Here is a 25,698-nt window from a genome sequence, read left to right on the forward strand (position 1 = left end):
ACGATTTGTTAATTATCCAAACCCTTCTTACGTCTTAAATGTTTTATGCAGGAGCAGAAAAGTTGCAGAAGTTGAAAGTCCGATATCACCCTAAAAATAATTTAAAGATGAAAGTTTTATTTAAGTATCTACGACTATTATCCCTCTCTACGAGCGGAGCGTTACTTTTGTGCATTGTATTTGCTGCAAACCCCGAAATTGCTGAAGGAACCATCACAGGTAAAGTATTCTGGTTTCATTTCTCTATTTTATTACTTGCATTCAGTGTATTGTTTATGGAAGCCACAGTGAAAAAAAGCAATTTTACCTTCTCATTACCCGACGGACTTTTATTACTTTTTGCCGGTCTGGCCTTGCTAAATTACAACTATGAGCTGGACCCGGAACCGGAAAGACTTCTTTTCGTCGGACAAATTACGACCTTATGGTTTATGTTGCGAGCCACGTTGCAAGCCCACCCGGAACTCAGGCTTTTCTTCCTGTCCATTATTATATGTACAGGTATCTTCGAAGCGGCCTGGGGAATGGGGCAACTGTACGGGGGAGCATCGACAAACCATCCGCTACTCAAAGGTGACGGACTTATTTTCAGCCCCGGCCCCTTCTCCGGTTATCTGGCAATCGTACTCCCCGTATGCCTGAACCTGGCTTTGCGGTTCCGCGATTGCGACAAACTGGCCTGGTGGGAAACAAGGACGATGCTATTCTACCTGTCGGCATTCACGATCATACTCATCCTGATAGGGCTTCCCGGCGGGAAAAGCCATTCAGCGTGGCTGGCAGCCGGAATCTCATGCTGCTGGGTCTTCTATCTCCGGAAATCAGGGTGGCAGTTATTGAAGAAAAGGGTTATAAAGCATAATAAGACAGTGATCGTCAGCTGCATTGTCTTATTTATCGTTATTTCCGGACTTCCGACATTGGGCAGTGTTTTCAATACCGAGAAATCTGCCAACAGGATGCTGATGTGGAACGTAACGACCCAGGCCATACTGAACAAGCCTGTCACCGGCACTGGGCTGGGAGGTTTCCCCGTCTCATTCGCCCAGACACAGGCCGACTACCTAGCGTCGACGAAAGCCTCCGATACGGAACGGATGGCTGCGACCTGTCCCCCTTTCGCCTTCAACGATTATTTGCAGATAGGACTCGAATTCGGTATCGCCGGACTGCTTCTCTTTGCGTTATGGATCGCCTTCTGCCTCTATTACGGGCTGAAAAACAAACAGGTCGGGGCTACGGGAGGTATCCTTTCGTTACTTTTCTTCTCCATGTATTCCTATCCGCTGCAACTACCGTCATTCTGGGTTCTGCTTATTTTCTTCTCTGCAATGTGTGTCACCCGGGCGGAAAAACAACAGAAACCGTCTGTGAAAAGTTTTCCTTACATCGGGACATTCGCTGCCTTAGTCGCCTGTATCCTGTTTTTCGGACAACGAAGTTATTACGAACCGTACAAAGAATGGAAGACTTTGCGGATCCTGGTAGAAAAGGAGGAACAGAAGGTTGCCGCACAAGGATATATGAGCTTGTACCCGCGCCTCTCCCACCGGACCGAATTCCTGCTGGAAGGCGCCCGGTGCCTGCAACAATCCGGACAGTATTCGAATGCCATCATCTGGAGTCGTCGGGCCATCTGGTTAAGTGCTGATCCCGAATTCTACTATATCCTTGCCGAAAGCCACCAGCAACTCGGACTTTATAAGCTGGCTGAGAAATATTTACTGCAATGCCTGCATATTCTTCCGGAACAGATAGATACTTATTATCTGCTAACCAAATTATATGCGGAAACAAACTACTACCACCCGGACAAGCTCAGGCTGGCTGCCCATTCCGTGTTGACCAAACAGCCGGACACCTGCTTCAAGCCCGCCAGGCAGATGAAAGAAGAAGTCTATCAACTTCTTTTACAACAAATGGCAAACAGTAAATAGAACAATCCCTTTGTTTTTATTGCACATTTAAATTATATCCCCTATCTTTGCCGAAATTTTGGAAGGAAGAGTTTCATGACGAATAAGATACATACTTGTAATCCGATGTTTATTTCCGGTTCAACGCCGGATATCGAAGCTCATTTCTTTAATTTACGGGATAATAATTTCTTTATATAAGATGCGTTGGTTATTTTTACTAACGCATTTTTTTTGTGTCCCGCAAGTGGAGATTAAGTAAGATATAACATTCTATAATATATTAATAAACAAAACAACCCAATTACTATGTCGAAGATTGGAATCAAAAAGGTGATTGTTCTGGGCTCGGGTGCCCTGAAGATCGGACAGGCCGGAGAGTTTGACTATTCCGGTTCACAAGCATTGAAGGCACTGAAAGAAGAAGGTATCAGTACCGTTTTGCTGAATCCGAACATTGCAACTATCCAAACATCGGAAGGGGTAGCAGACAAGGTGTACTTCCTGCCTATCACTCCGTATTTTGTTGAAGAAGTAATCAAAAAAGAACAACCGGACGGAATCCTGCTGGCTTTTGGTGGCCAGACTGCCCTGAACTGCGGTACTCAGTTATACACCAGCGGCACACTTGCCAAATATGGCGTAAAGGTACTGGGAACTTCTGTTGAAGCTATCATGTACACAGAAGACCGCGACCTGTTTGTAAAGAAACTGAATGAAATCGACGTAAAAACTCCGATCAGCCAGGCCGTTGAAACGATGGAAGATGCAGTGAAAGCTGCTTACAAGATCGGTTTCCCGGTAATGATCCGTTCTGCCTATGCACTGGGCGGTATGGGTAGCGGTATCTGCAAGGATGAAGCAGAACTGCGCACACTGGCAGAAAGCGCTTTCGCTTATTCTTCACAGATCCTGGTGGAAGAATCGCTGAAAGGCTGGAAAGAAATTGAATTCGAAGTAATCCGCGATAAAAACGACCATTGCTTCACGGTTGTAAGCATGGAAAACGTCGACCCGCTGGGTGTACATACCGGTGAAAGTATTGTGGTTGCCCCTACCTGCTCACTGACCGACAAGGAACTGGATCTGCTGAAAGAACTGTCTACCAAGACGATCCGCCACCTGGGTATCGTAGGTGAATGTAACATCCAGTACGCATTCAATTCAGATACTTGCGACTACCGTGTGATCGAAGTAAACGCTCGTCTGAGCCGTTCTTCCGCCCTGGCATCCAAAGCAAGCGGTTATCCTCTGGCTTTTGTTGCCGCTAAGTTGGCGCTGGGTTACAGCCTCGACGAAATCGGCGAAATGGGTACTCCGAACTCAGCATACAAAGCTCCGGAAGTTGATTATATGATCGTGAAGATCCCGCGTTGGGACTTAACTAAGTTCGTTGGCGTAAGCCGCCTGATCGGTTCAAGCATGAAGTCTGTCGGCGAAATCATGTCGATCGGTAAGAGCTTCGAAGAGATCATGCAGAAAGGTCTGCGTATGATCGGACAGGGCATGCACGGTTTCGTAGGAAACAACGACCTGGAATTCGACAACCTGGACGACGCCTTGGCAAACCCGACCGACCTGCGTATCTTCGCCGTAGCAAAAGCGCTGGAAGAAGGGTATACCGTAGAACGTATCCACGAACTGTCAAAGATCACTCCGTGGTTCCTGAACGGTTTGAAAAATATCGTAGACTATACGAAAGTATTGTCTCAATACAATAAGATCGAAGATCTGCCCGAAGATGTACTGAAAGAAGCGAAACGTTTAGGTTTCTCTGACTTCCAGATCGCCCGTTACGTTGAAAATCCGGAAGGAAACATGGAAAAAGAAAACATCCGTGTACGTAACCTGCGTAAGAAACTGGGCGTTCTGCCGAGCGTAAAACGTATCAACACAATCGCTTCCGAACATCCGGAACTGACGAACTACCTGTACATGACATACGATGGCAGCGAACATGATATTCCTTACTACAAGAACGACAAGAGCGTGGTTATCCTGGGTTCAGGTGCTTATCGCATCGGTTCTTCCGTAGAATTCGACTGGTGTTCGGTCAATGCAGCCCAGACAGCCCGCAAGTTGGGTTATAAGTCGATCATGATCAACTATAACCCGGAAACGGTTTCTACCGACTACGATATGTGTGACCGTCTGTATTTCGACGAACTTTCTTTCGAACGTGTACTCGATGTAATGGACCTGGAAATGCCGAAGGGTGTAATCGTATCCGTGGGAGGTCAGATTCCGAACAACCTGGCAATGAAACTGTATCGCCAGAATGTTCCGGTGCTGGGTACTTCTCCGCTGTCGATCGACCGCGCTGAGAACCGTCACAAATTCTCCGCGATGCTGGATACACTGGGCATCGACCAGCCGCGTTGGGCAGAGCTGACCAGTATGGAAGAGATCGACGGATTTATCGAAAAGGTAGGATTCCCGATCCTGATCCGTCCGTCATATGTACTTTCAGGAGCTGCGATGAACGTTTGCCACAACAAGGAACAGATGATCGAATTCCTGGATCTGGCCGCCAAGGTTTCCAAAGAATATCCGGTTGTCGTATCCGAATTCCTGCAAGGAGCGAAAGAAGTTGAATTCGACGCTGTAGCCATGAACGGCGAAGTGGTTGAATATGCAATCTCCGAACATATCGAGTTTGCCGGTGTTCACTCAGGTGACGCTACACTGGTATTCCCGGCCCAGAAAATCTATTTCGAAACAGCACGCCGCATCAAGAAGGTGAGCAAGATGATCGCCAAAGAGCTGAACATCAGTGGTCCGTTCAATATCCAGTTCCTGGCTAAGAACAACGACGTGAAGGTAATCGAATGTAACCTGCGTGCATCACGTAGCTTCCCGTTCGTATCCAAAGTGCTGAAACGCAACTTCATCGAAACGGCTACACGCATCATGCTGGATGCTCCTTATACCAAACCGGACAAGAGCGCTTTCGATATCGACTGGATCGGTGTAAAAGCATCTCAGTTCTCATTCGCCCGTCTGCATAAAGCCGACCCGGTACTGGGTGTGGATATGAGCTCGACCGGTGAAGTAGGTTGTATCGGCGACGACTTCAACGAAGCATTGCTGTCTGCCATGATCGCTGTTGGCAACAACATTCCTAAAAAGAATATCCTGGTTTCTTCGGGAGCAGCCAAGAGCAAAGTAGATTTGCTGGAACCCTGCCGCCTGCTGAGCACAAAGGGATACAAGATCTATGGTACTGCCGGAACCGCCAAGTTCCTGAATGAGAACGGAATCGAAGCGACTGCCGTATGCTGGCCGGATGAACAGGGCGACCTGAATATCATGGATATGTTCAGCAACCACGTATTCGAACTGGTTGTAAACATCCCGAAAGATCATAGCAAACGCGAGCTGACCAACGGTTACAAGATTCGTCGTGCTGCGATCGATCATAACATACCATTGATCACCAACGCTCGTCTGGCTAGCGCATTTATCGAAGCATTCTGCACGATGGATGTAAAAGATATCCAGATCAAAGACTGGCAAGATTACAAATAAGCAAATATTTTTATTATATTTGTGACCATAATACGTAGAGACAGGGTATTACCTTGTCTCTACCTGTTTAATTTTAAATCATGCCCATGTACAGACTACCGTTATTATTCCTGATATTCATGGTGACATTCATGGTCGCGCATGCATCGGTAGTCGTCCCTAATTTATTCGTAAAAAACTTCTCGGTAGATGATTATAAAGCCAGTTGTCAGAACTGGGGACTGTCGGTAGCCTCCGACGGCGTGCTCTATGTAGCCAATAATTCCGGACTGCTCACATTTGACGGAAACACCTGGAAGCTTTATGAAACACCCGATAAATCGGTTATAAACGGCGTAACATTCCTCAACGACACGATCTATACCATCAGTGAAGGTTCTTTCGGAGGATGGACCCTCGACCATTTAGGTGTTATGCGTTACCATAAGCTCTCCACGATACCGGCAGAAGTCAAGTTTAAAGAACCGCCCGCTCCCATTCCGTTCATCCTGCCCGACGAGATACTGCATGCACAACCCTCTGTCTTTACGACAATAAACGATCTGTATTTTATCGGTACCACCAACAACGGATTATATATAACAAGCCCGGAAGGGACTATCCTGCGCCATCTGTCAACCCACGACCAGTCATTACCCGACAATATCGTGCGCGCCATCTGCATCCAGGATGCGCAACAGATATGGCTGGCTTTCGACAATGGCATCTCACAGATAACATTCGACCCCTCGATCACTTTGCTGGGGAAGCGAAGCCAGATAGGAAAACTGAAAAATGCTACGCTCTTCAACGACACATTATATATCCAGACGAATATCGGATATTTCAAAAGGACATTAGACGCCGGTGATCATTTTGAACCGGTCGATATAAAGAAAGAGACATTCCACCTCCTGCCACAGAACAGTGTGTACGACTCGCTCCGTGTCAGCAATGTATTCTACGACACCGAATCATTGGGAGAGTTTGCCCATGCGGAACAGATCTATCCTATCGGCGATAACACCTATTGGCTTTGTGCCAAAAACGAAGCCGGCCTGTTCCATAACGATAACGGGAAAGGGACACTGAAATGCCGCATTCTGCTCAATAACTACAATATGAATATGGTGAGCAGAGACCGAAGGATATATCCTTTGAATGACACGCTTCACCTGATCTCGGCCATGCAGGGAGCCTTGCTGGTCAATATACGCGACCTGATAGAGGGAAGCCTCGGCCCTGCCACGCCCCTGCAAATATCCGAAATAAAGTATATCGACAAAGATGGCGTACACAACTTGCCGGTCAATTCGGAAAAGATCACCCTCCCCCATAATTTCCAGGAACTTTCCGTCTATGTAGGAAGCACGATCTTTACCCCGAACCATCAGATCAGTTATATGATAGAGGGTGTTTCTTCAAACTGGTCGCCCTGGCAAAAAGGCGGGGAGATCTCTTTCCTGCAACTTCCGGAAGGCAAATATGTGCTCAAGATCCGCAAATATGTAGTAAAAGGGCCGTACCTTGAAATCGCCATTCCGATCACCGTCCGCCCGGCCTGGTACAACACGATATGGGCGTGGCTGATCTATATCATCGCCATCGCCGTAATAGGCAAATACACACTCAGCTACCATCTGAAAAACCTGCAACGGGAAGAAAAGAGCAAGCTGGATGCAAAAAGGCAGGCGGAAGAACAGAAAATCCAGCAGATGAAAAGCCGAATGCTGGAAGCCGAGCTGCAAAACAAGAATAACGAACTGACCCTGCAAACCTCTGCCCTGGTAAAAAGAAACCAGGCGGTACAGAAACTGCTTGACGAACTGGAGCAACAGAAAGAGACATTGGGCGACCGGTATCCGAACAAACTGTATACCCGGATGAAAAACCTGATGGAAGAATCGTTGAACGACCAGGCGGACTGGTTGTTGTTTGAGACGCATTTCAACAGCGCCCATCAGAATTTCATTGACCGGTTACGCCAACAATACTCCGACATTACCACCGGCGACTTACGTATCTGTTGCCTGCTCCGCATGAATCTTTCCACCAAAGAAATCGCATCATTGTTAAACGTATCAGTCCGTGCGATAGAATTACGACGGTACCGGTTAAGAAAGCGCCTGTCACTCGATAGCGATACGAATCTCATTGATTTCCTCATGAATTTCTAAAAAGTATTTTCTAGAATCAGTATTTCACCAAACTGCTATTATACAATTAATTACCCGCTACTGTAGTAGACATGAGAAAGGCTTGATGTAGTATTTCCTCTCACACAAAACATTTGCGCAAGTAGTGTAGTAGTACTTTTTAATCGTTATGTTTCTAAATGTGTTTCCTTTGCCAGTGCAATTGAATCTTAATTTCTATAGACATGATGAAGCACGATTTGGAAGAACAACTGGAAGAGTTGGAAAGGCAGGGTATCAGTCGCCGCCATTTCCTCAAAATATTAACAGCAACAGGAGTTATAACTGCTGTGGGTACACAAAAAGCTCATGCATTCTCTAGCAATGCAAAAGGGAAAATCCTGATAATCGGTGGAGGGGCTGCCGGAATTAGTATGGCTGCACGTTTGATGCACTGGTTGGATAGCCCGGACATTACATTGATAGACCCCAGCGACCGACAGTTCTACCAACCCGGCTTTACATTGATCGCCTCCGGTGTTTATAAACCGGACGAAGTATGGAAGAAGCAGGAAGATTGCATTCCCGACGGCGTAAAATGGATTAAAGATTCTGTTGCCGCCGTTGACCCGGTCATGAACCTGGTAACAACGAACAACAATGGAAAAGTCGCTTATGACTTTTTGGTCCTGACACCAGGTATACAGATTAACTGGGAAAAGGTGGAAGGGATTACACACGATACATTAGGAGCAGGAAATGCTCACTGTATATATGATTACGAAGGTGCACAAAAAACCTGGAAAGCGCTTCAGGAATTCGCAAAGACAGGCGGCCGTGGTATCTACACAGATACATACACAAAGCATAAATGTGGCGGAGCACCGAAAAAGATTTGTTTGCTGACAGAAGATTACAGCCGCAAACAAGGCACACGGGACAATTTGAAACTGGATTACTTCACGGCTGCGAAAGAGCTGTACGATATTCCGTTTTATACTCCCCGTCTGCTGGAGATTTACAAGGAACGTAATATTCCCATCAATCTCAACGTTCGCGTGAAAGGTGTCGATACGGCAGCCAAACAGGTACATTTTGAAAAGGTTGAAACAGTCGGAGAAGAGAAAGTATATACTCCATTCGTGGAAGATTACGATTTCCTTCATTTCACTCCGCCTATGTCGGCTCCCGATTTCGTTCGCGAGGCCGGTCTGGGATGGACGGAAGGCAAACTGGCTGCCGATGCCTGGGTGATGGTTGATAAAGCGACACTGGTTCACAAAACTTATCCGAACATCGTCTCCCTGGGAGATGTTGCCGGGATACCGACCAGTAAAACATCTGCGGCAGTACGCATGCAAGTGCCGATCGCTGCCAAAAACCTGATCTCGTTGATGGAAGGCAAAGAACCTGTTGAGAAATACAACGGATATGCTGCCTGCCCGATCGTAACAGACTATGGACACGTACTGTTGTGCGAGTTCGACTATGATAAAAAGCCGGTTCACTCGTTCCCGTTCAGCATGCTGGACACATCCAAGGAACAATGGGCGGCCTGGTTACTGAAAGTTTACATGCTGAAACCGATGTATTTCTACGGAATGCTGAACGGTTATGCATAACGGACCAAAATAACAACTCCCTATAATTCAAATGCCAAACTACAGAAAATCCCCGGGTCAGACTCCTGATGCCGGGGATTTTGTTTTATTATCCCCTACCCACCCTCCAACTAAAAGGAAGGCTACCACTTATTAAGTCGAAACTCCTTACTCACTAGAACGAAAGTCCTTACCCACTACTATCAGGGTGTACAGGGTAGTGGATTACCCTGTACACCTTGGCTGGTTATCCTGTACACCATAATCAACTACGGTGTACACCCTGAAAACACTGAGTCGTAACCTTTGAATTAGTTAGTCCATAGGTTAGTCTTAATAATTAGTAGGATTACTCCATCTTCCGATAATACCGGGGCGTGTAACCCGGCAATAACTCCGGATGGAATACCCATACAAGGTCTTTCAGGAGGTAATCGGGATGTATCGGAAATTCCTCGTAATAGGGTACTATTCCCGTATTACAGGTATAAATCCGGCGGTTCTTAAAGGCATCAAAGTTTTCATAGGGCGTATACTCGGTACGAAGGTCTTTATAGGTCATGTCGTTTGTTTGATTATATTTGATCAGCCACATATTGGCATGGATCGCCTTGTCGAGTACGGTTTCAAAAGCCAAAGGGGTACTGCCCGCTCCGGGAAGGTCTTTGAAGATATAATCGGCTCCGGCATCGTTGTAGAGATGGGCGACATAGCTATCGCCTGCCGGCATATACCAGGAAGAACCGAATTTCTTTTCGGAGATGACGGTCGGACGGTTAGTGACTGTCTTTGCCAGCTCTTTCAGTTCCAGATAACGGCCTTCCGTTTCCCGAAAGATTGAATCCGCCATCACTTCCTTACCGAATAACAAGCCATAGAAACGTATCCATTCGGTCCGTCCCAACGGCAACGACTCCATGTAATCGGCGGCCTCAATGATAGGAATACCCAGTTTCTCGGCAGGTCCGTATCCTGCATTCTGAAAAGGAGAAGCTATAATGATCTCTGCCCCTATATCTATAATCTTTTCGATATTCGGCGCCGTCGCCTCTCCCAGATCGGCAATCTTTCCGGCACGCAAACCCTCTTGAATGGAAGGCGTATCCATATACCGGGGTTCACACACGCCGATCACCTTATCCGCTTCCCCCAACTGGTCAATAATAGCCGCATGAACGGAGGTATAAACCACGATATTCTTCACCGGTGTCCGTACAACTGTCCCCTTAGGCAAATCACCGGGCATCAACGCACCGCGATCCACCAACAGATAACGTTGCAGGATGCGGGTGCTGTCCCAAGGGTCGCGGACCTCTACCGATGTATAGTCAGTGAAGTGCTGTATGGTGAAACCACGGGCGTAGCGGATAGTATCAGAAGAAAACGACTGATCTTCAGAAGAACTCTGCTTCACACTACAACTGAGTGTGAAGCAAAGTAGAAAGAGGGTGGATATAAAAAACTTCATCTTATTTATTACCAGCCGAAATCACTTTTATAGGATTCAGACCTGCTTCAAATTTAAACTGTAACTTACCGGCTGGATTAAATGTGTACACATCTCCATTTGTAGAATAATTAGACTCAGTCACAAAAACATAGTTTGACGGGGTATCAGCACCTATTTTATAAGGCTTTTTAATATCCGTTCCATCCGTAATAAAGTCAGTGCTGATTACCTTTTCGTTTATTGCATCATAACAGAGATAAGAAATAGTCTGATTCCAGTTAGCATCATACTGTGAATAAATGATGTAAAGTTTATCGCCTACAGCTGCAAATTCCGTTGCATTCGTTTCCGTAATTGTTGTCACTTCATCTGTTTTAGAATCAATTCTCTGAAATGTATTAGGTATATCCCCGTAGTTACCCATAGAAACCAAATAAACGTCACCCTGACTATCAGCCAGCAAATTCACCGGATTAGTGACAACTTCTATTTTAGTCTTTTCTTTAAAAGTAGGAAGGTCAACGACAGAGACAGTTTTATCATATCCCACAGCGGTGTTAAAATCCGCACCACCAGAGTTTGCTACATACAATTTGTTATTAGCTATAGCCATCTGTTCCGGATTACGTCCTACTTTCACCTTACTTTCAATTGTGAGCGAAGTTGTATCCAAACGAGCTACATAACCACCATACAATGATACATACACTTTTCCATTATAACAAGAAAAGAAACGCGGCTGTAACGGATCGCCATCGGAAACAATTTGTTTCAAAGACTTTCCTTGTAAGTCTGTCACCTCTATTGTATTAGAATTAGTGACAGCTATATAAGCCTTTGAGCCATAAACCAGGATATCGTTGGCTGTATCTCCCAATCCGCGTCCATTGACTTTCTTAAAGATATCCGCTTCTACCTTTTTGGTCTCGAAATCATAAAATGACAACGAAGAGTTATTATTCCCTTTGTTTCCACTATTCAACACATAGACTCCATTCAAAGAAATCTGTTCCGGAAGAGATGGGATTTCCTGTTTATCATCATCATCACTACAACCAATAAAGGAGAAAGACATACAAGCACAAAGTGCAGATACATACAGCAAATTTTTCTTTTTCATCACTTATTTATTTATCATTAATAAACTATACTCACACTCAAACGCCAGGAACGTCCCGGCATTGGATAGTATTGAATAATATCATATGTTTTGTCACCCAGGTTAATCACTTCTCCCTGCAAACGCAACTTACATTTTTTTACCACAAACTCACGGTTAAGGGATATTCCCTGTTCTACATATCCGGCAATCAGGTTGCTTTCTATGTTTTGAGGCAAAGCATACCTATCACCCGCCGCAGTCAAGCTATAAGAGACGTTGACCCACGGATTCTCCAAGGTCAACGATGCATTTCCCGAATGTTTCGGAGTATATGGTATCTGATCCTTGTAATTTTTTGCATCAGGATCAGTTATATCGATTGCTTTCTGAAAACTATATGTAGCAGAGAGGAGTAAGGTCATCTTTGCCGGCAGAGAGGTTTCAGATGAGAAATTCACATCCAGACCTTTGATATCGACTTCTCCCATATTCATCATCTTCCATATATACATCGTCGGAATAGCAACAATCTTGTCCTTCACCTTATTATAATAACCATCGGCCGAAAAACTCAGATAACGAAAGAGATTCCCAGCTTCCCCGCTCCAGGTCAGCCCCAGATTATATTGTGTAGCCTTTTCCGGTTGCAGGTTCGTATTCCCCATACGGAGATAATACAGATCGGTGAAAGTCGGAACACGGAAAATATCTTTGTAAGAGGCACGTACACGAAAGGCATTATCGGGAAAAGGCCTCAACGATACGCTAACCGCAGGAGACAAACGTTTGCGGTCGGCCGGTTTATCGCCCGCCTTTACTTTGTCGGTCATATAAGTGCCCAGCAAACTGGCTGTTGCTGTAAACATCGAGTTCTTATATTGGGCGGATAATACCGACAGTGAAGTCAAACGCTTGGGTTGCGGGGCATTCATAAAATTATTATCCAGCATATTATGGGCTAAATCAGTCGTAAGAGAGGTTGAGAAGTTCTTCCAGGGTGAATAAAGTACGCCTACCGAACCGTAATACTCTTCCTGGGTATTCAAATCCTCTTGCTTACCTCCTGAGTATTTATTACTTACATCACGGTATTTGCTGAAAGAGTAATTATACTTGGCATGTGCCTGTAAAGATAAATTGTCCGTTAATTTGTTGGAATACTGCAACTGAGTAAAGAAATTATTGTTCCACAAGCGTTCCCGGTTACTGTTGCTATATAATATCACCGAACCGGGGAGTCCGCGTTCGGAATCGTAATAATAGACCTTACCGGTCAATGCTCCCGCCTTACCCAGGTCGCCATACAGATTACCTTCCAGGCGAAGTGCCTGGATATCGCTGTTCTTCCTTTTTTCTTCCGTTACAACATCTCCGTTTACCAAAGTAAAAGGGTATTCCCCTTTTGCACTTAGCCAGTCGGCATGTAAAGAAGCGGAAAAGCGGTTACTTATCTTCTGTTCATAACGAAGCATCGGGTTGAACAAGCCAAAAGAACCACCTTTCGCTTTCGCCTGAAGATTCATCGGTTTTCCATCGAATACAGGCTTACGTGTCTTCACACTCAACGCCCCTGCCGACGCATACATCCGTGCCGTCTGGAAAATATCATCCGATTGCCCGATCGACAGTGAGATCATCTCCACATTATCCAACGAGAAGCGGCTGATATCCACCTGCCCGCTCTGGGCATCCGTGATCGTTACGCCGTCATAGCTGACAGCCGTATGTTGTGCTCCCAGGCTACGGACTGAAACCGTCTTCAGTCCTCCTATCCCACCGTAATCTTTCACGGTAGCACCGGAGAAACGTTTAACAGCCTCCGATAAATCCTGTATGCCGAGCCGTTCGATACCCGAACGGTCCATCACTTGTAAAGGTGTAGCTTCGCGGGTTGTGGAAGGACGCGCCTTTTCCACGACCTCAACACCTTTCAGCTGGTGATAAACAGTCGTATCGATCTGCTGTGCGTGCAGAACAGGCACGCACAGAAATATGCCTGTCAGGCATATAAATACTATAATAAATAATGTACGCATATATCAAGTTCCATCAACACCTTACCCGAGGCATTGTATATATAGAATAATGGCAGGTTTTCTGACTTGTTCTCCCATGATCGGCCGCCTTCCCAAGGATCCTAAAATCCTCAGTGGCAACAAGATTTGCCGGGGTTGCAGAACTTACAGCTACGGGTACAGTTCCGGACTTGCACCGGATTCCCTATTACTAACGGTCAGCGGAAGCCAAACCGTTACACCATAATCCGGTGACAAAAATACAAATAATATCAATTACTATACCTGATAATTTAAAATACTACTCCTGGTAATATAATTTAACAGATCAGACCACCATCCCCCAAACCACTCCGCACACAAAATGCCACTCCTTATTCTTCAAAAAACAGCGTAATTTTTCCTCAAATTGTTCCATATCACAAAACAATTGGTTCATTTCAGAATGACTATAAAATTAGTTTAAAGTTTAACTAAATGCAAAAAAGCCAAAAAAGTAATATGTTCGGGTTTCCGACAGGTTGTTTTCGTAATATTGCACGGTTGAAAAAATATATTGACGAGGTTTAAAAAGAATTGTATGGGAGAAACAAAAGGTTATGTTTCGCAGGTTATCGGTCCAGTCGTGGATATTCACTTCGATAATGAAAAAGAAGAGAAAATAGTGCTACCCCGTATTCATGACGCCATGGAGATAACCCGTCCTAATGGGAAAATACTGATCGTGGAAGTTCAGCAACACATTGGGGAAAACACAGTCCGTACAGTCGCTATGGATACGACAGACGGACTGCAACGAGGAATGGAAGCCGTATCATGCGGTTCGCCCATTACCATGCCGGTCGGCGATCAGGTAAAGGGGCGTTTGATGAACGTGACAGGCGATCCGATCGACGGGATGAAAATGCTGGATAAAAAAGGAGCTCTCCCTATCCATCGTGAGCCGCCGAAGTTTGAAGATCTGACAACCACCAAAGAGGTGCTCTACACCGGCATCAAGGTGATCGACCTGCTGGAACCCTATTCCAAAGGAGGTAAAATCGGGTTGTTCGGTGGCGCCGGAGTCGGAAAGACGGTTCTTATCATGGAACTGATCAATAACATTGCCAAAAAGAATAACGGTTTTTCTGTTTTCGCCGGCGTGGGTGAACGTACCCGTGAAGGTAACGACCTGCTGCGCGAAATGATACAGTCGAATGTAATCCGTTACGGTAAAGAATTTAAGGAAAGTATGGAAGCCGGTCATTGGGACCTGTCGAAGATAGATCACGAAGAACTGGCTAAATCGCAGGCGACACTGGTGTTCGGACAGATGAACGAACCGCCGGGAGCACGTTCGTCGGTCGCTCTATCGGGACTGACCATCGCCGAATCGTTCCGCGACCTGGCTCCGGAAGGCGAGACTCGCGATATACTGTTCTTTATAGATAATATCTTCCGTTTCACGCAAGCCGGTTCCGAAGTATCCGCCCTGTTGGGACGTATGCCGTCGGCAGTAGGTTATCAGCCGACACTGGCTACCGAAATGGGAGCCATGCAGGAACGTATCACCTCTACGAAAAAAGGTTCCATCACCTCCGTGCAGGCTGTTTACGTGCCGGCAGACGACTTGACCGACCCGGCACCGGCAACAACTTTTACGCACCTGGATGCTACCACCGTACTGAGCCGTAAGATTACCGAACTGGGTATCTATCCGGCAGTCGACCCGCTGGAATCGACATCCCGTATCCTCGACCCGCTGGTCGTAGGCAAGGAACATTACGAAACGGCACAGCGTGTGAAACAGATACTCCAGCGTAACAAGGAGTTGCAGGATATTATCTCTATCCTGGGTATGGAGGAACTTTCGGACGAGGACCGCCAGACGGTTAACCGCGCCCGCCGTGTACAACGTTTCCTGTCGCAGCCTTTCGCCGTGGCGGAACAATTCACCGGCGTACCGGGCGTAATGGTCTCTATCGAAGACACCATCCGCGGATTCAATATGATCATGGACGGTGAAACCGACGATATCCCTGAACAGGCCTTCCTGAATGTAGGAACGATTGAAGATGTGATTGAAAAAGGAAAGAAACTGGCAGAACAAGCAAATTAAAAACGTATGGAACTGGAAATCATATCCCCTGGTGGCGCTTTATTCAAAGGAGAGACAGATTATGTATCCTTTCCGGGTACGGCAGGCTCGTTCGACGTCCTGCCCCATCACGCTCCGATGATCGCAGCCCTGGAAGAAGGCGTTATCCGGTACCAGACAGATGAAAAGAAAGAACAAGAAATAAAAATACAGAGCGGATTCGTCGAGATAAAAGACGATATCCTGTCCGTATGCATCGAATAAAAAAATACGATCATGAGCGGTAGATTAAGAATGAAGCTAATGGGCTTGACTACCTTTATTAATGTAGTTATCGGCGTCTCCCTGGGAGGCTTGTTATACACCATCTGGCCTTCGCATTATTTTGAGTGGTATCCGTCGATACCGGTGTTTTACTGGTTAAGCAGTATGTTAATGATCTATTTTCTGGATCATGTCAAACGGAAACACGGAGACGTCACGGTCGTTACTTATATGGTAGTCCGCCTTTGCAAATTCACGCTCGCACTGGTTTTCCTGTGGCTTTATGCCGCTTTGGTCGGACAGAACCTGAAAGCCTTCGGCTTCACGATGATGTTGTTCTATTTCATTTATCTTGTACTGGAAACATATACATTGTATCTGTTTGAGAAAAAGAGAATGATTAGTGAGAAAAAAGAAAAAGATGAACAGAATAAAAAATAACGGCCTGTTTTGGTTTACTTTCTTGTTACTGGTTTGCATCAGCTTTCCGGTAAACGCCTCCACGGATGCGAAACAAGGTGAGGTAGATGTGCAGGATATCGTATTCTCACACATCAAGGATGCCTACACCTGGCACATCACGGAGTGGAACGGGAAAGAGATTTCCATACCGCTGCCCGTCCTGCTGAAAAGCGAAGAACGCGGATGGGACTTGTTCCTCTCCTCACACCTGCATCATGGTAATGTGCATCATAACTATTACATCGCCAAGGAAGGGAAACATGCCGGAAAGGTGGTAGAAAAAAACAGCAGAGGCGAAGAAGTAAAGCCCTGGGACCTGTCACTTACCAAAAACGTATGCGGCCTGCTTCTCAGTTGCGGCTTACTGCTTTTCATCGTGCTGCGTACCGCCCGTTGGTATAAAAAGCATCCGTATGAAGCCCCCGGAGGATTTACCGGGTTGATGGAGATGGCGGTCATGTTCATACATGACGGCGTAGTGAAGGAAGGAATCGGCAAAGAATATAAGCCTTTCTCTTCTTATCTGCTGACGGTCTTCTTCTTCATCCTGATAAACAACCTGATCGGTATTATTCCGATTTTCCCGGGAGGAGCCAATATCACCGGTAATATCACCATTACCGCCATGCTCGCTTTATGTACGTTCCTGGCAGTGAACCTGTTCGCTACCAAGGAATACTGGAAGGAGATATTCTGGCCCAATGCCCCTATCTTCCTGAAGTTACCGTTGCCGATCATGCCCTTCGTGGAATTTTTCGGCATACTCACCAAGCCGTTCGCCCTGATGATCCGTCTGTTTGCCAATATCATGGCCGGACATACAATCATTCTGGCGTTGACTTGCCTGATATTCATCACCGCCTCGATGGGAACAGCCATAAACGGCACGATGACAATCGTATCCGTATTGTTCACCGTGTTTATGAACTGTCTCGAACTGCTGGTGGCATGCCTTCAGGCCTATATATTCACCCTGTTGTCGGCCAACTATATCGGATTGGCCAAAGTACGGGAATGAACAAATATATTTATTAATAATAAGATTACTAATTTTAAAGATTGAGAGTTATGTTATCAGCAATTTTATTACAAGCAGCAGCCGGTGCAGGCATCGCTAAACTTGGAGCAACAGTAGGAGCAGGATTAGCTGCTATCGGTGCAGGTATAGGTATCGGATTGATCGGTAAAGGTGCCGTCGAAGGTATCAGCCGCCAACCGTCGGCAGCCGGTGACATCCGTACGTCCATGCTTATCATGGGTGCATTGGTAGAAGGTGTTGCCCTGTTTGCGATCGTAGTATGTTTCTTAGGATTGTTCCAATAAATAAAAGTAAACTATGTCATTGCTCACACCAGACGCAGGGCTTTTATTCTGGATGATCCTTTCTTTCGGAATCGTCTTTGTTATTCTTTCCAAATATGGTTTCCCGGTAATCATCAAAGCCGTGGAACAACGGAAAGAATACATCGATCATTCCCTCGAATCGGCCCGCCAGGCAAACGAACAACTTGCCGGCATCCAGGCCGAAAGCGAAAAGATTCTTGCCCAGGCAAGAGAGCAGCAGAATGAGATTCTGAAACAAGCCCTGGCCGAAAAAGAACAGATTATCAGCGCAGCCCGGCAAAAGGCATCCGCTGAGGCACATCTGCAACTGGAGGAAGCGACACGCCGGATAGGGGAAGAAAAGGACAAAGCCATCCGCGAAGTCCGCACCGAAATCGCCGACCTGTCAGTCGCCATTGCAGAGAAAGTGATGAAAGAGAAAATCAGCCGTACCGATGAACAGGAAAAGATCATCAACGGGCTGCTCGACAATGTTTCGTTTAGTAAATCATAAGATATGGACGTAGGTACAATCTCTTCCCGGTACGTCAAAGCACTCTTTTCGCTGGCAAAAGACAAGCGGCAGGAGGACCGGGTATATGATGACATGAAGATGCTGACCATCAGTTTCGAGCAAGAGCCGGGACTGAAAACGGTGCTCGACAACCCCATCTTTCCCCTGGAGGAGAAAGTAAAGTTGCTGACTACCGCCGCCGGCCTGGAAGTATGCGAGTTGTTCACCCGTTTTATCCGCCTGGTACTTCAGCACAAGAGAGAGAGCTTGTTACCGCTAATGGCATATATTTATATCCATATGTACCGGAAAGACAAAAAGATCACCCGTGTGTTGTTCAAGACGCCGGCTCCGGTAGATGAAGCGACACAGGAACATTTAAAGAAACGGCTGAAGGAAGAAACCGGCAACACCATCGAATTCATGGGAGTGATCAAGCCGGAACTGATCGGTGGCTTCGTGCTCCGTATCGGTAATACCCGGATAGATGCCAGCTACGCCCGGCAACTGCGGGAAATCAGAAATCAGCTAATCGAAAAAAATTAAAAAAGAAAAACGTATGACAGACCAGATAAAAGTAAGTGAAGTTTCCGCCATTTTACGCGAACAACTGGAAGGTATCAACACCACGATCCATCTGGAAGAGGTGGGCACTGTGCTTCAGGTCAGTGACGGTGTTGCACGTATCTACGGGCTGGACAATGCCGAAGCCAATGAGTTGTTGCAATTCGACAACGGAATGGAAGCCATCGTGATGAACCTGGAAGAAGACAACGTAGGTGCCGTATTGCTCGGCCCGACCGACCAGGTAAAAGAGGGCGACACGGTGAAACGTACACGTCGCATCGCTTCCATCAACGTAAGCGAAAACATGATCGGTCGTGTAATCGATCCGCTGGGTAACCCGATCGACGGTAAAGGCGAGATTGTCGGAAAGAAATGCCAGATGCCGCTGGAACGAAAAGCTCCGGGCGTTATTTACCGCCAGCCGGTAAACGAACCTTTACAGACTGGTATCAAAGCCGTAGATGCCATGATCCCTATCGGACGCGGGCAACGTGAATTGATTATCGGTGACCGTCAGACTGGTAAAACCTCGATCGCCATCGACACGATCATCAATCAACGCAGTAATTATGAAGCCGGTAATCCGGTTTACTGTATCTATGTGGCGATCGGACAGAAAGGTTCTACAGTCGCTTCTCTGGTAAACACTTTACAGGAAAAAGGGGCGATGGATTACACGATCGTAGTCAGTGCCACTGCTTCCGACCCGGCTGCCATGCAATATTTCGCTCCTTTTGCCGGAGCTGCCATCGGCGAATATTTCCGCGACAGCGGACGTCATGCATTGGTTGTCTATGATGACTTGTCGAAACAGGCAGTCGCTTATCGCGAGGTATCCCTGATCCTTCGTCGTCCTTCGGGCCGCGAGGCGTATCCGGGTGATATTTTCTATCTGCATTCACGCCTGTTGGAACGTGCAGCGAAAATCATCAACCAACAGGAAGTAGCCAGCCAGATGAACGACCTGCCCGATAGCATGAAAGATAAGGTAAAAGGTGGCGGTTCGCTCACTGCCCTGCCGATTATCGAGACGCAGGCGGGCGACGTGTCGGCTTATATCCCGACCAACGTAATTTCCATCACCGACGGACAGATATTTCTGGAAACAGACCTGTTCAACCAGGGAAACCGTCCGGCTATCAACGTGGGTATTTCCGTATCCCGTGTGGGTGGTAACGCACAGTTGAAAGCGATGAAGAAGGTGGCCGGTACGCTGAAAATCGACCAGGCACAGTTCCGCGAACTGGAATCGTTCACAAAATTCGGCGGCGATATGGATGCGGTAACCGCCTTCACGATCGACAAAGGACAGAAAAATACACAACTATTGATACAACCCCAGTATAACCCGATGCCTGTGGAACAGCAAATCGCTATCCTGTATTGCGGCACCAAAGGTTTACTGAAAGAGGTTCCGCTGGATAAGGTACACGATTTTGAGAATGCGTTCTTACAGACTCTGATCACCAATCATCAGAAAGACGTACTCGATATACTAAAATCGGGTGTGATAAATGATGAAGTCAGCCGTATCCTGGAAGAAACAGCCCACCAGGTCAGCGGGGCATATAAAGCAGGTTGATAACAGAAATTAGACTATGGCATCACTGAAAGAGATAAAAATCCGTCTTGCGTCGATCAGAAACACGCAGAAGATCACCTCCGCCATGAGGATGGTGTCTTCTGCCAAACTGCATCATACGCAGACGATTGTCGAACATATGCTCGAATACGAGAGTAAGCTGAGCGCCATATTAAGGGGCACGCTGTCGGCTGAAAGTGATATGAGTTCGCCCTACGCAGCTGTTCGCGAGGTCAAACAGGTGGCTATTGTCGCTTTTTCCTCCAACAGCGGGTTGTGTGGCGCTTTCAATGCGAACATATGGAAAGAGTTAACAGTCCGTCTCCACCAGTATGAGGCGGACGGTATAACCGTGCGCATTTATCCGATCGGCAAAAAGGTGGCGGACGAATTGCATAAAGCTGGTTATCAGACCAATGACAGCTTCCTTACGATCGGCGACAAACCGGCCTACGAGGATGCTTCGCAACTGGCAACTGCCCTGATGGAGTTGTATATCTCTGCCCAGGTCGACCGGGTGGAACTACTCTACCATCATTTCAAGAATATGGCGGAGCAGATACTGACCGAAAAGGTTTTCCTTCCGGTTTCCTTACCGGAAGCAGACCCGGAAAGTGCTTCGAGCAACTATATTCTGGAGCCGTCTGCCGAACAGTTGCTGGCCCTACTGCTCCCCAAAGTGCTCCATCTGAACATCTACACGACCTTGCTCGACACTGTCACTTCCGAGCATGCCGCCCGCATGCTTGCCATGCAGACAGCCAACGACAACGCCAACGACCTGATCCAGGAACTGACGTTGCAATACAACAAAAACCGCCAGCAGGCCATCACCAATGAATTGCTGGATATTATGGGAGGAAGCGGTCAATAATCTTTTACATCGATAAATAAACGAAGCCCCGGCGAATCACTTCGGCGGGGCTCCTGGCTTTAAAATTATTATTGAACAATTTCTAACAACCAAATCTAATACTTAATAGAAGAATAATATCATTAATTGGGCAGTTAGTACACGTAAAAACATTGTCAACGGATAAACTGTAGCATAACCTACTGCCGGAACATCATTTCCCGCCGTTGCATTCGCATAAGCCAAAGCGGGAGGATCCGTCGTACTGCCAGCCAGCAATCCCATCAACGTATAGTAATTCAGTTTAAAAAAATACCTGCCAATCAATCCGATGACTAATAAAGGTAGCATTGTTATAATAAAACCGTAACCAATCCAGGCAAATCCGCCTTTATTCACGATAGTATCCACAAAACCATCCCCGGCACTCAGCCCGACACAGGCAAGGAACATAGTTATACCAATCTCCCGGAGCATCAGATTGGCACTCTGGGTAGTATAAGTAACCAGTTTATAACGGTATCCGAAACGGCTGATCAGGATAGCGACAACCAACGGACCACCTGCCAAACCCAGCTTGATAGGTTGAGGAATCCCTGGGAAACTAATTGGAATACTTCCCAGAATAATACCTAAAGCGATACCGATAAATATTGGAATCAAGTTCGGTTCATTCAGACGTTTCATCGAATTACCCAATATCATACTCACCTTATCGACAGCCAGTTCACTACCGACTACGGTTACACGGTCACCAACCTGCAATTGCAAACCTTGTGTTGCTACCAGTTCCACTCCGGCACGATTCACACGTGTTACATTGATACCATGCAAACGGCGTAACTGCAAATCCCCCAGTTTAGTACCCGTCAGTTCCGGCTTTGTCACCAAAATGCGGCGGCTGACAAAAGCACTTTCGGCGGGAATCCATTGTTTACGGTCCATCTCTATCTCTTGACCGATAAAGGTTTTTATAGTTTCTGCATCATGTTCAGTCGTGATCACAAATATTTTATCATCTTCTTCCAAAATCGTACTGCCGGTAACAATGTCTACTTTATTGGTCTTGTTACGCCAAATACGGGATATGACAAATTCCCTATGCTCCAACAGGGCGGCAAGTTCCATTATCTTCCTGCCAAAAAGAGCCGGATTCTTCACTATCAACGATATAGGTGTGGCCTCACTATTATGCACATTATTCTCTTCTTCCAGCTTTTTCGTCTCCTGGTCAAAACTTATATGAAAAATATACCGGACAAACAACATGGAAAGGATGATACCGACGACCCCCAGCGGATAAGCAACGGCATATCCCAATGCAATCGTATCATCAGAAGTCCCCGTCATATCACTAAATGCCTGTTGAGCAGCCCCCAGTCCCGGCGTATTTGTTACTGCACCCGATAAAATACCGACCATCGTCGGAATAGGAATTCCTGTCACAAAATGTATCACCAAGGCCATCATAACTCCGAGAAAGACAATTCCGCAAGCCAGGCCATTCAAAGTCATCCCCCCTTTCTTAAAAGAAGAGAAAAAACCGGGTCCGACCTGCATGCCGACTGAATAAACAAACAGGATCAATCCAAACTCTTTAAAGAAATGAATAACAGATGGATTGATTGTAAACCCAAAATGTCCCAGTAGAATACCGACAAACAATACCAGGGTTATCCCCAGAGAAATTCCAAATACTTTGATTTTACCAAGTTGGATCCCTATGGCAATAACCAGAGACAGTAAAAGGATGGAATGTCCGATACCTTCTCCCCATAATAATTCATGAATCCATTCCATAGTCAATCGCTTTTGAGGCACAGCAAAACTCCACGCCACAACGCGAACAAAGCTTCTCCATGATTTTCATACACTTTAGAATTAATATTCTTTTCGAACCATTTCCCTAACCCACGAGGAAAAACAGCCTTTAACGAACGGCAGGTCTTCTGACTGACTCCCATCCTGAAGCCTTCCCGACACATGTCAGTGGCATAAGTTGTTTTCAGGATGTTATTAGAGCTTCACAGCAGCGGGACTGTCCGGGATTTACACCCGATTCCCTTTTAATCCGTATCATCCGAACAGACAACACGAAACCAATTCGGAGGCAAAGCTACAAAAATAAAAGACAAAATCAATATGATAAATACAAGTTTTTTAAACTTTTACGTTCCTGTTTATTTATAAAACTATGACATAAGCAGAAATCCCTGCCAGCCTCACGGTCGACAGGGATTTACCATTCATAATTCTAACAACAAAATCAAATCGTTACAATGGCATATTGCCATGTTTTTTCGGCGGATTGCTCTGGCTTTTGTTCTTTGCCATCTCCAACGCCTGTATCAGCTTGAAACGAGTCTGCCGCGGCATGATAATCTCGTCGATAAATCCTTGCTCGGCAGCCCGGTAAGGATTAGAGAAGTTTTCCGCATATTCTTTCATTGCCTGCTCTTTCTCTTCCCCGGTTGCTTTTCTATATAAGATATTAACAGCCCCTTCTGCTCCCATAACGGCAATCTCCGCCATAGGGTAAGCCAGGTTAACATCGGCACCGGTCGGTTTGCTCGACATAACGATATAAGCACCGCCATAGGCTTTCCGGGTAATCAACGTGATTTTAGGCACGGTCGCTTCCGCATAAGCATAGACGATCTTCGCACCGTGGCGGATAATACCGTCGTGCTCCTGGGTACATCCCGGAAGAAAACCGGGTACATCTTCAAAAGTAACCAGTGGAATATTGAAACAATCGCAAAAACGGATGAAACGAGCCGCCTTATCCGAAGCATCGATATCCAGCACACCTGCCAGGAATGCCGGCTGGTTGGCAACGATACCGACCGTACGTCCGCCTAAACGGGCAAAACCGACTACGATGTTTTTTGCAAAATGCGGCATTACCTCAAAGAAATAGTGATTATCCACCACCGGTTCAATAATATCTTTTATATCATAAGGAATATTCGGATCATCCGGAATCACCTCCTGCAACGATTCTTCTTCGCGGCGGATATCATCCGTACAAGGAACAAGTGGGGCATCTTCCATATTATTGGCCGGAAGAAAACCGAGTAATTCGCGGATACTCATTAATGTTTCTTCTTCCGTATCACACATAAAATGAGTAACACCGCTCTTAGTACTATGTGTATAAGCACCACCCAATTCTTCTTTTCCTACTTCTTCATGGGTAACCGCCTTGACCACGTCCGGACCGGTGATAAACATATGGCTTTTTTCTTTCACCATAAAAATAAAATCGGTCAACGCAGGCGAATAGCAGGCTCCTCCGGCACAAGGTCCGAGGATCGCAGAAATCTGCGGAACCACTCCCGAGGCCATCGTATTCTGATAGAAAATGGAAGCATATCCGGCCAGACTGCTGACCCCTTCCTGAATACGGGCACCACCCGAATCATTCAGGGCAATTACCGGCGCTCCGTTTTTCAATGCCAGTTGTTGCACCTTGACGATCTTCGCGGCATTCGTTCCGCTCAATGTTCCTCCGTAAGCGGTAAAGTCATAAGCATAGACAAACACTTGGCGTCCGTCTATCTTGCCATACCCCGAAACGATCCCGTCACCCGCTATTTTGTTCTTTTCCATACCGAAATTGGTACAACGGTGAACGACAAACTTATCCAGTTCGACAAATGTACCCTTATCCAGTAACATGTCAATACGTTCACGGGCAGTCATACGTCCGGCTTCATGCTGTTTCTCTATGCGTGCCATACCGCCTCCCAATGAAGCTGCCTTATCCAGTTCTTCAAACGTTTTATATAAATGTTCTTTTCCCATTTTAATCCTCTTTGTCTGTTATTATATCCAAAGTCAGAAGGACCTGGTTGCTCGTCACCGAATCCCCTTCTTTTACCTGTACATCGCGTACCGTGCAGGCCGAACTTACCTTATAATTACTCTGCATCTTCATTGCTTCGATCACTACGACAATATCGCCAGGTTCGAGACGGTCGCCTTTCTGAACAGCAACCTTCACCACCTTGCCGGGCATCGGAGAAATAATCTTATTGTCCTGCCGCTCTTCGCTATTCCTGCGCATACGCAAATATTTCACCTGCGTATCAACAATATCCACACCATAAGAGAGGAAATGGGTATTCACCGTATAGTTTTTACCACTTTCTCCGCGGATCAGTTCTGCATTATACGAAACACCGTTGTGCAAAATAGAACAGGCGCCATTTTCGGCCATTACGACATCGACTTCATAAAGGATACCGTCAATAGTCAACCGGACTTTGTTCCCATCTTTACTGACCAACGAAACATCCGCAACTCTTTTTCCAATATGTATTTCCAT

The 25,698-nt window shown here is 46.3% G+C and carries 19 protein-coding genes and 2 riboswitches; of the genes, 13 read left to right on the forward strand and 6 right to left on the reverse strand.

Annotated features, from left to right (window positions below; translation table 11 throughout):
• The first annotated feature begins 107 nt into the window (after positions 1-107).
• The 4 genes from HMPREF1535_RS05930 to HMPREF1535_RS05945 all read left to right on the forward strand — a co-directional run bounded on the left by HMPREF1535_RS05930 (position 108) and on the right by HMPREF1535_RS05945 (position 9,180).
• Positions 108-1,937 (forward strand): O-antigen ligase family protein, encoded by a 1,830-nt coding sequence (locus HMPREF1535_RS05930; RefSeq protein ID WP_046146437.1) that lies wholly within the window; start codon positions 108-110, stop codon positions 1,935-1,937.
• Positions 1,938-2,225: 288 nt separating this feature from the next.
• Positions 2,226-5,444, forward strand: coding sequence for a carbamoyl-phosphate synthase (glutamine-hydrolyzing) large subunit (carB, locus tag HMPREF1535_RS05935; protein ID WP_046145572.1), 3,219 nt, complete (start codon positions 2,226-2,228; stop codon positions 5,442-5,444).
• 86 nt (positions 5,445-5,530) lie between these two features.
• Complete coding sequence (locus tag HMPREF1535_RS05940; protein ID WP_007655628.1) at positions 5,531-7,600, forward strand: ligand-binding sensor domain-containing protein; 2,070 nt, start codon at positions 5,531-5,533, stop codon at positions 7,598-7,600.
• Between the two features lie 203 nt (positions 7,601-7,803).
• Positions 7,804-9,180, forward strand: coding sequence for an NAD(P)/FAD-dependent oxidoreductase (locus HMPREF1535_RS05945; protein ID WP_046145573.1), 1,377 nt, complete (start codon positions 7,804-7,806; stop codon positions 9,178-9,180).
• A 328-nt stretch (positions 9,181-9,508) separates the two neighbouring features.
• Here the strand turns inward: HMPREF1535_RS05945 and HMPREF1535_RS05950 are convergent, their stop codons facing one another.
• The 3 genes from HMPREF1535_RS05950 to HMPREF1535_RS05960 are packed head-to-tail and all read right to left on the reverse strand — an operon-like array spanning position 9,509 to position 13,747.
• Positions 9,509-10,627 carry an ABC transporter substrate-binding protein gene (locus tag HMPREF1535_RS05950; RefSeq protein WP_046145574.1) on the reverse strand — a complete coding sequence of 373 codons (1,119 nt, stop codon included), beginning with the start codon at positions 10,625-10,627 and terminating at the stop codon, positions 9,509-9,511.
• 1 nt (position 10,628) lies between these two features.
• Positions 10,629-11,729 (reverse strand): YncE family protein, encoded by a 1,101-nt coding sequence (locus HMPREF1535_RS05955; protein WP_046145575.1) that lies wholly within the window; start codon positions 11,727-11,729, stop codon positions 10,629-10,631.
• A 17-nt stretch (positions 11,730-11,746) separates the two neighbouring features.
• Positions 11,747-13,747 (reverse strand): TonB-dependent receptor plug domain-containing protein, encoded by a 2,001-nt coding sequence (locus tag HMPREF1535_RS05960; protein WP_046145576.1) that lies wholly within the window; start codon positions 13,745-13,747, stop codon positions 11,747-11,749.
• Positions 13,748-13,781: 34 nt separating this feature from the next.
• Positions 13,782-13,987: riboswitch (cobalamin riboswitch) on the reverse strand.
• A 319-nt stretch (positions 13,988-14,306) separates the two neighbouring features.
• Here HMPREF1535_RS05960 and atpD point away from each other — a divergent pair.
• From atpD to HMPREF1535_RS06005, 9 genes are read left to right on the forward strand one after another with little or no spacing between them, the layout of a single operon-like run.
• Positions 14,307-15,824: a F0F1 ATP synthase subunit beta gene (gene atpD / locus HMPREF1535_RS05965; protein ID WP_046145577.1), complete on the forward strand. Its 1,518-nt coding sequence runs from the start codon at positions 14,307-14,309 to the stop codon at positions 15,822-15,824.
• Positions 15,825-15,830: 6 nt separating this feature from the next.
• Complete coding sequence (locus HMPREF1535_RS05970) at positions 15,831-16,067, forward strand: F0F1 ATP synthase subunit delta/epsilon (protein ID WP_046145578.1); 237 nt, start codon at positions 15,831-15,833, stop codon at positions 16,065-16,067.
• Between the two features lie 12 nt (positions 16,068-16,079).
• Positions 16,080-16,508 carry a hypothetical protein gene (locus HMPREF1535_RS05975; RefSeq protein ID WP_007655649.1) on the forward strand — a complete coding sequence of 143 codons (429 nt, stop codon included), beginning with the start codon at positions 16,080-16,082 and terminating at the stop codon, positions 16,506-16,508.
• On the forward strand, positions 16,489-17,547 hold the full coding sequence (gene atpB, locus HMPREF1535_RS05980; RefSeq protein ID WP_046145579.1) for a F0F1 ATP synthase subunit A: 1,059 nt from the start codon (positions 16,489-16,491) through the stop codon (positions 17,545-17,547). The genes HMPREF1535_RS05975 and atpB overlap by 20 nt, the downstream gene beginning before the upstream one ends.
• 50 nt (positions 17,548-17,597) lie before the next feature.
• Positions 17,598-17,852 (forward strand): ATP synthase F0 subunit C, encoded by a 255-nt coding sequence (gene atpE, locus HMPREF1535_RS05985; protein WP_007655657.1) that lies wholly within the window; start codon positions 17,598-17,600, stop codon positions 17,850-17,852.
• A gap of 13 nt (positions 17,853-17,865) precedes the next feature.
• Positions 17,866-18,366 (forward strand): F0F1 ATP synthase subunit B, encoded by a 501-nt coding sequence (atpF, locus tag HMPREF1535_RS05990; protein ID WP_007655658.1) that lies wholly within the window; start codon positions 17,866-17,868, stop codon positions 18,364-18,366.
• Between the two features lie 3 nt (positions 18,367-18,369).
• On the forward strand, positions 18,370-18,912 hold the full coding sequence (locus HMPREF1535_RS05995) for a F0F1 ATP synthase subunit delta (RefSeq protein ID WP_046145580.1): 543 nt from the start codon (positions 18,370-18,372) through the stop codon (positions 18,910-18,912).
• A gap of 13 nt (positions 18,913-18,925) precedes the next feature.
• On the forward strand, positions 18,926-20,515 hold the full coding sequence (gene atpA / locus HMPREF1535_RS06000) for a F0F1 ATP synthase subunit alpha (protein ID WP_010801515.1): 1,590 nt from the start codon (positions 18,926-18,928) through the stop codon (positions 20,513-20,515).
• Between the two features lie 16 nt (positions 20,516-20,531).
• Complete coding sequence (locus tag HMPREF1535_RS06005; protein WP_007655661.1) at positions 20,532-21,389, forward strand: F0F1 ATP synthase subunit gamma; 858 nt, start codon at positions 20,532-20,534, stop codon at positions 21,387-21,389.
• 102 nt (positions 21,390-21,491) lie between these two features.
• On the opposite strand, the gene HMPREF1535_RS06010 is transcribed toward HMPREF1535_RS06005, so the two are convergent.
• From HMPREF1535_RS06010 to HMPREF1535_RS06025, 3 genes are all read right to left on the reverse strand, one after another.
• The gene (locus HMPREF1535_RS06010) at positions 21,492-23,168 is read right to left on the reverse strand and encodes a putative transporter (RefSeq protein ID WP_046145581.1); all 1,677 of its coding nucleotides are present in this window, start codon (positions 23,166-23,168) and stop codon (positions 21,492-21,494) included.
• A gap of 122 nt (positions 23,169-23,290) precedes the next feature.
• Positions 23,291-23,487, reverse strand: a riboswitch (cobalamin riboswitch).
• A 155-nt stretch (positions 23,488-23,642) separates the two neighbouring features.
• The gene (locus HMPREF1535_RS06020; protein ID WP_046145583.1) at positions 23,643-25,175 is read right to left on the reverse strand and encodes an acyl-CoA carboxylase subunit beta; all 1,533 of its coding nucleotides are present in this window, start codon (positions 25,173-25,175) and stop codon (positions 23,643-23,645) included.
• A gap of 1 nt (position 25,176) precedes the next feature.
• Positions 25,177-25,698 carry an acyl-CoA carboxylase biotin carboxyl carrier protein subunit gene (locus HMPREF1535_RS06025; protein WP_046145584.1) on the reverse strand — a complete coding sequence of 174 codons (522 nt, stop codon included), beginning with the start codon at positions 25,696-25,698 and terminating at the stop codon, positions 25,177-25,179.

The sequence above is a fragment of the Parabacteroides goldsteinii DSM 19448 = WAL 12034 genome, assembly GCF_000969835.1.
Classification (GTDB): Bacteria; Bacteroidota; Bacteroidia; order Bacteroidales; family Tannerellaceae; genus Parabacteroides; species Parabacteroides goldsteinii.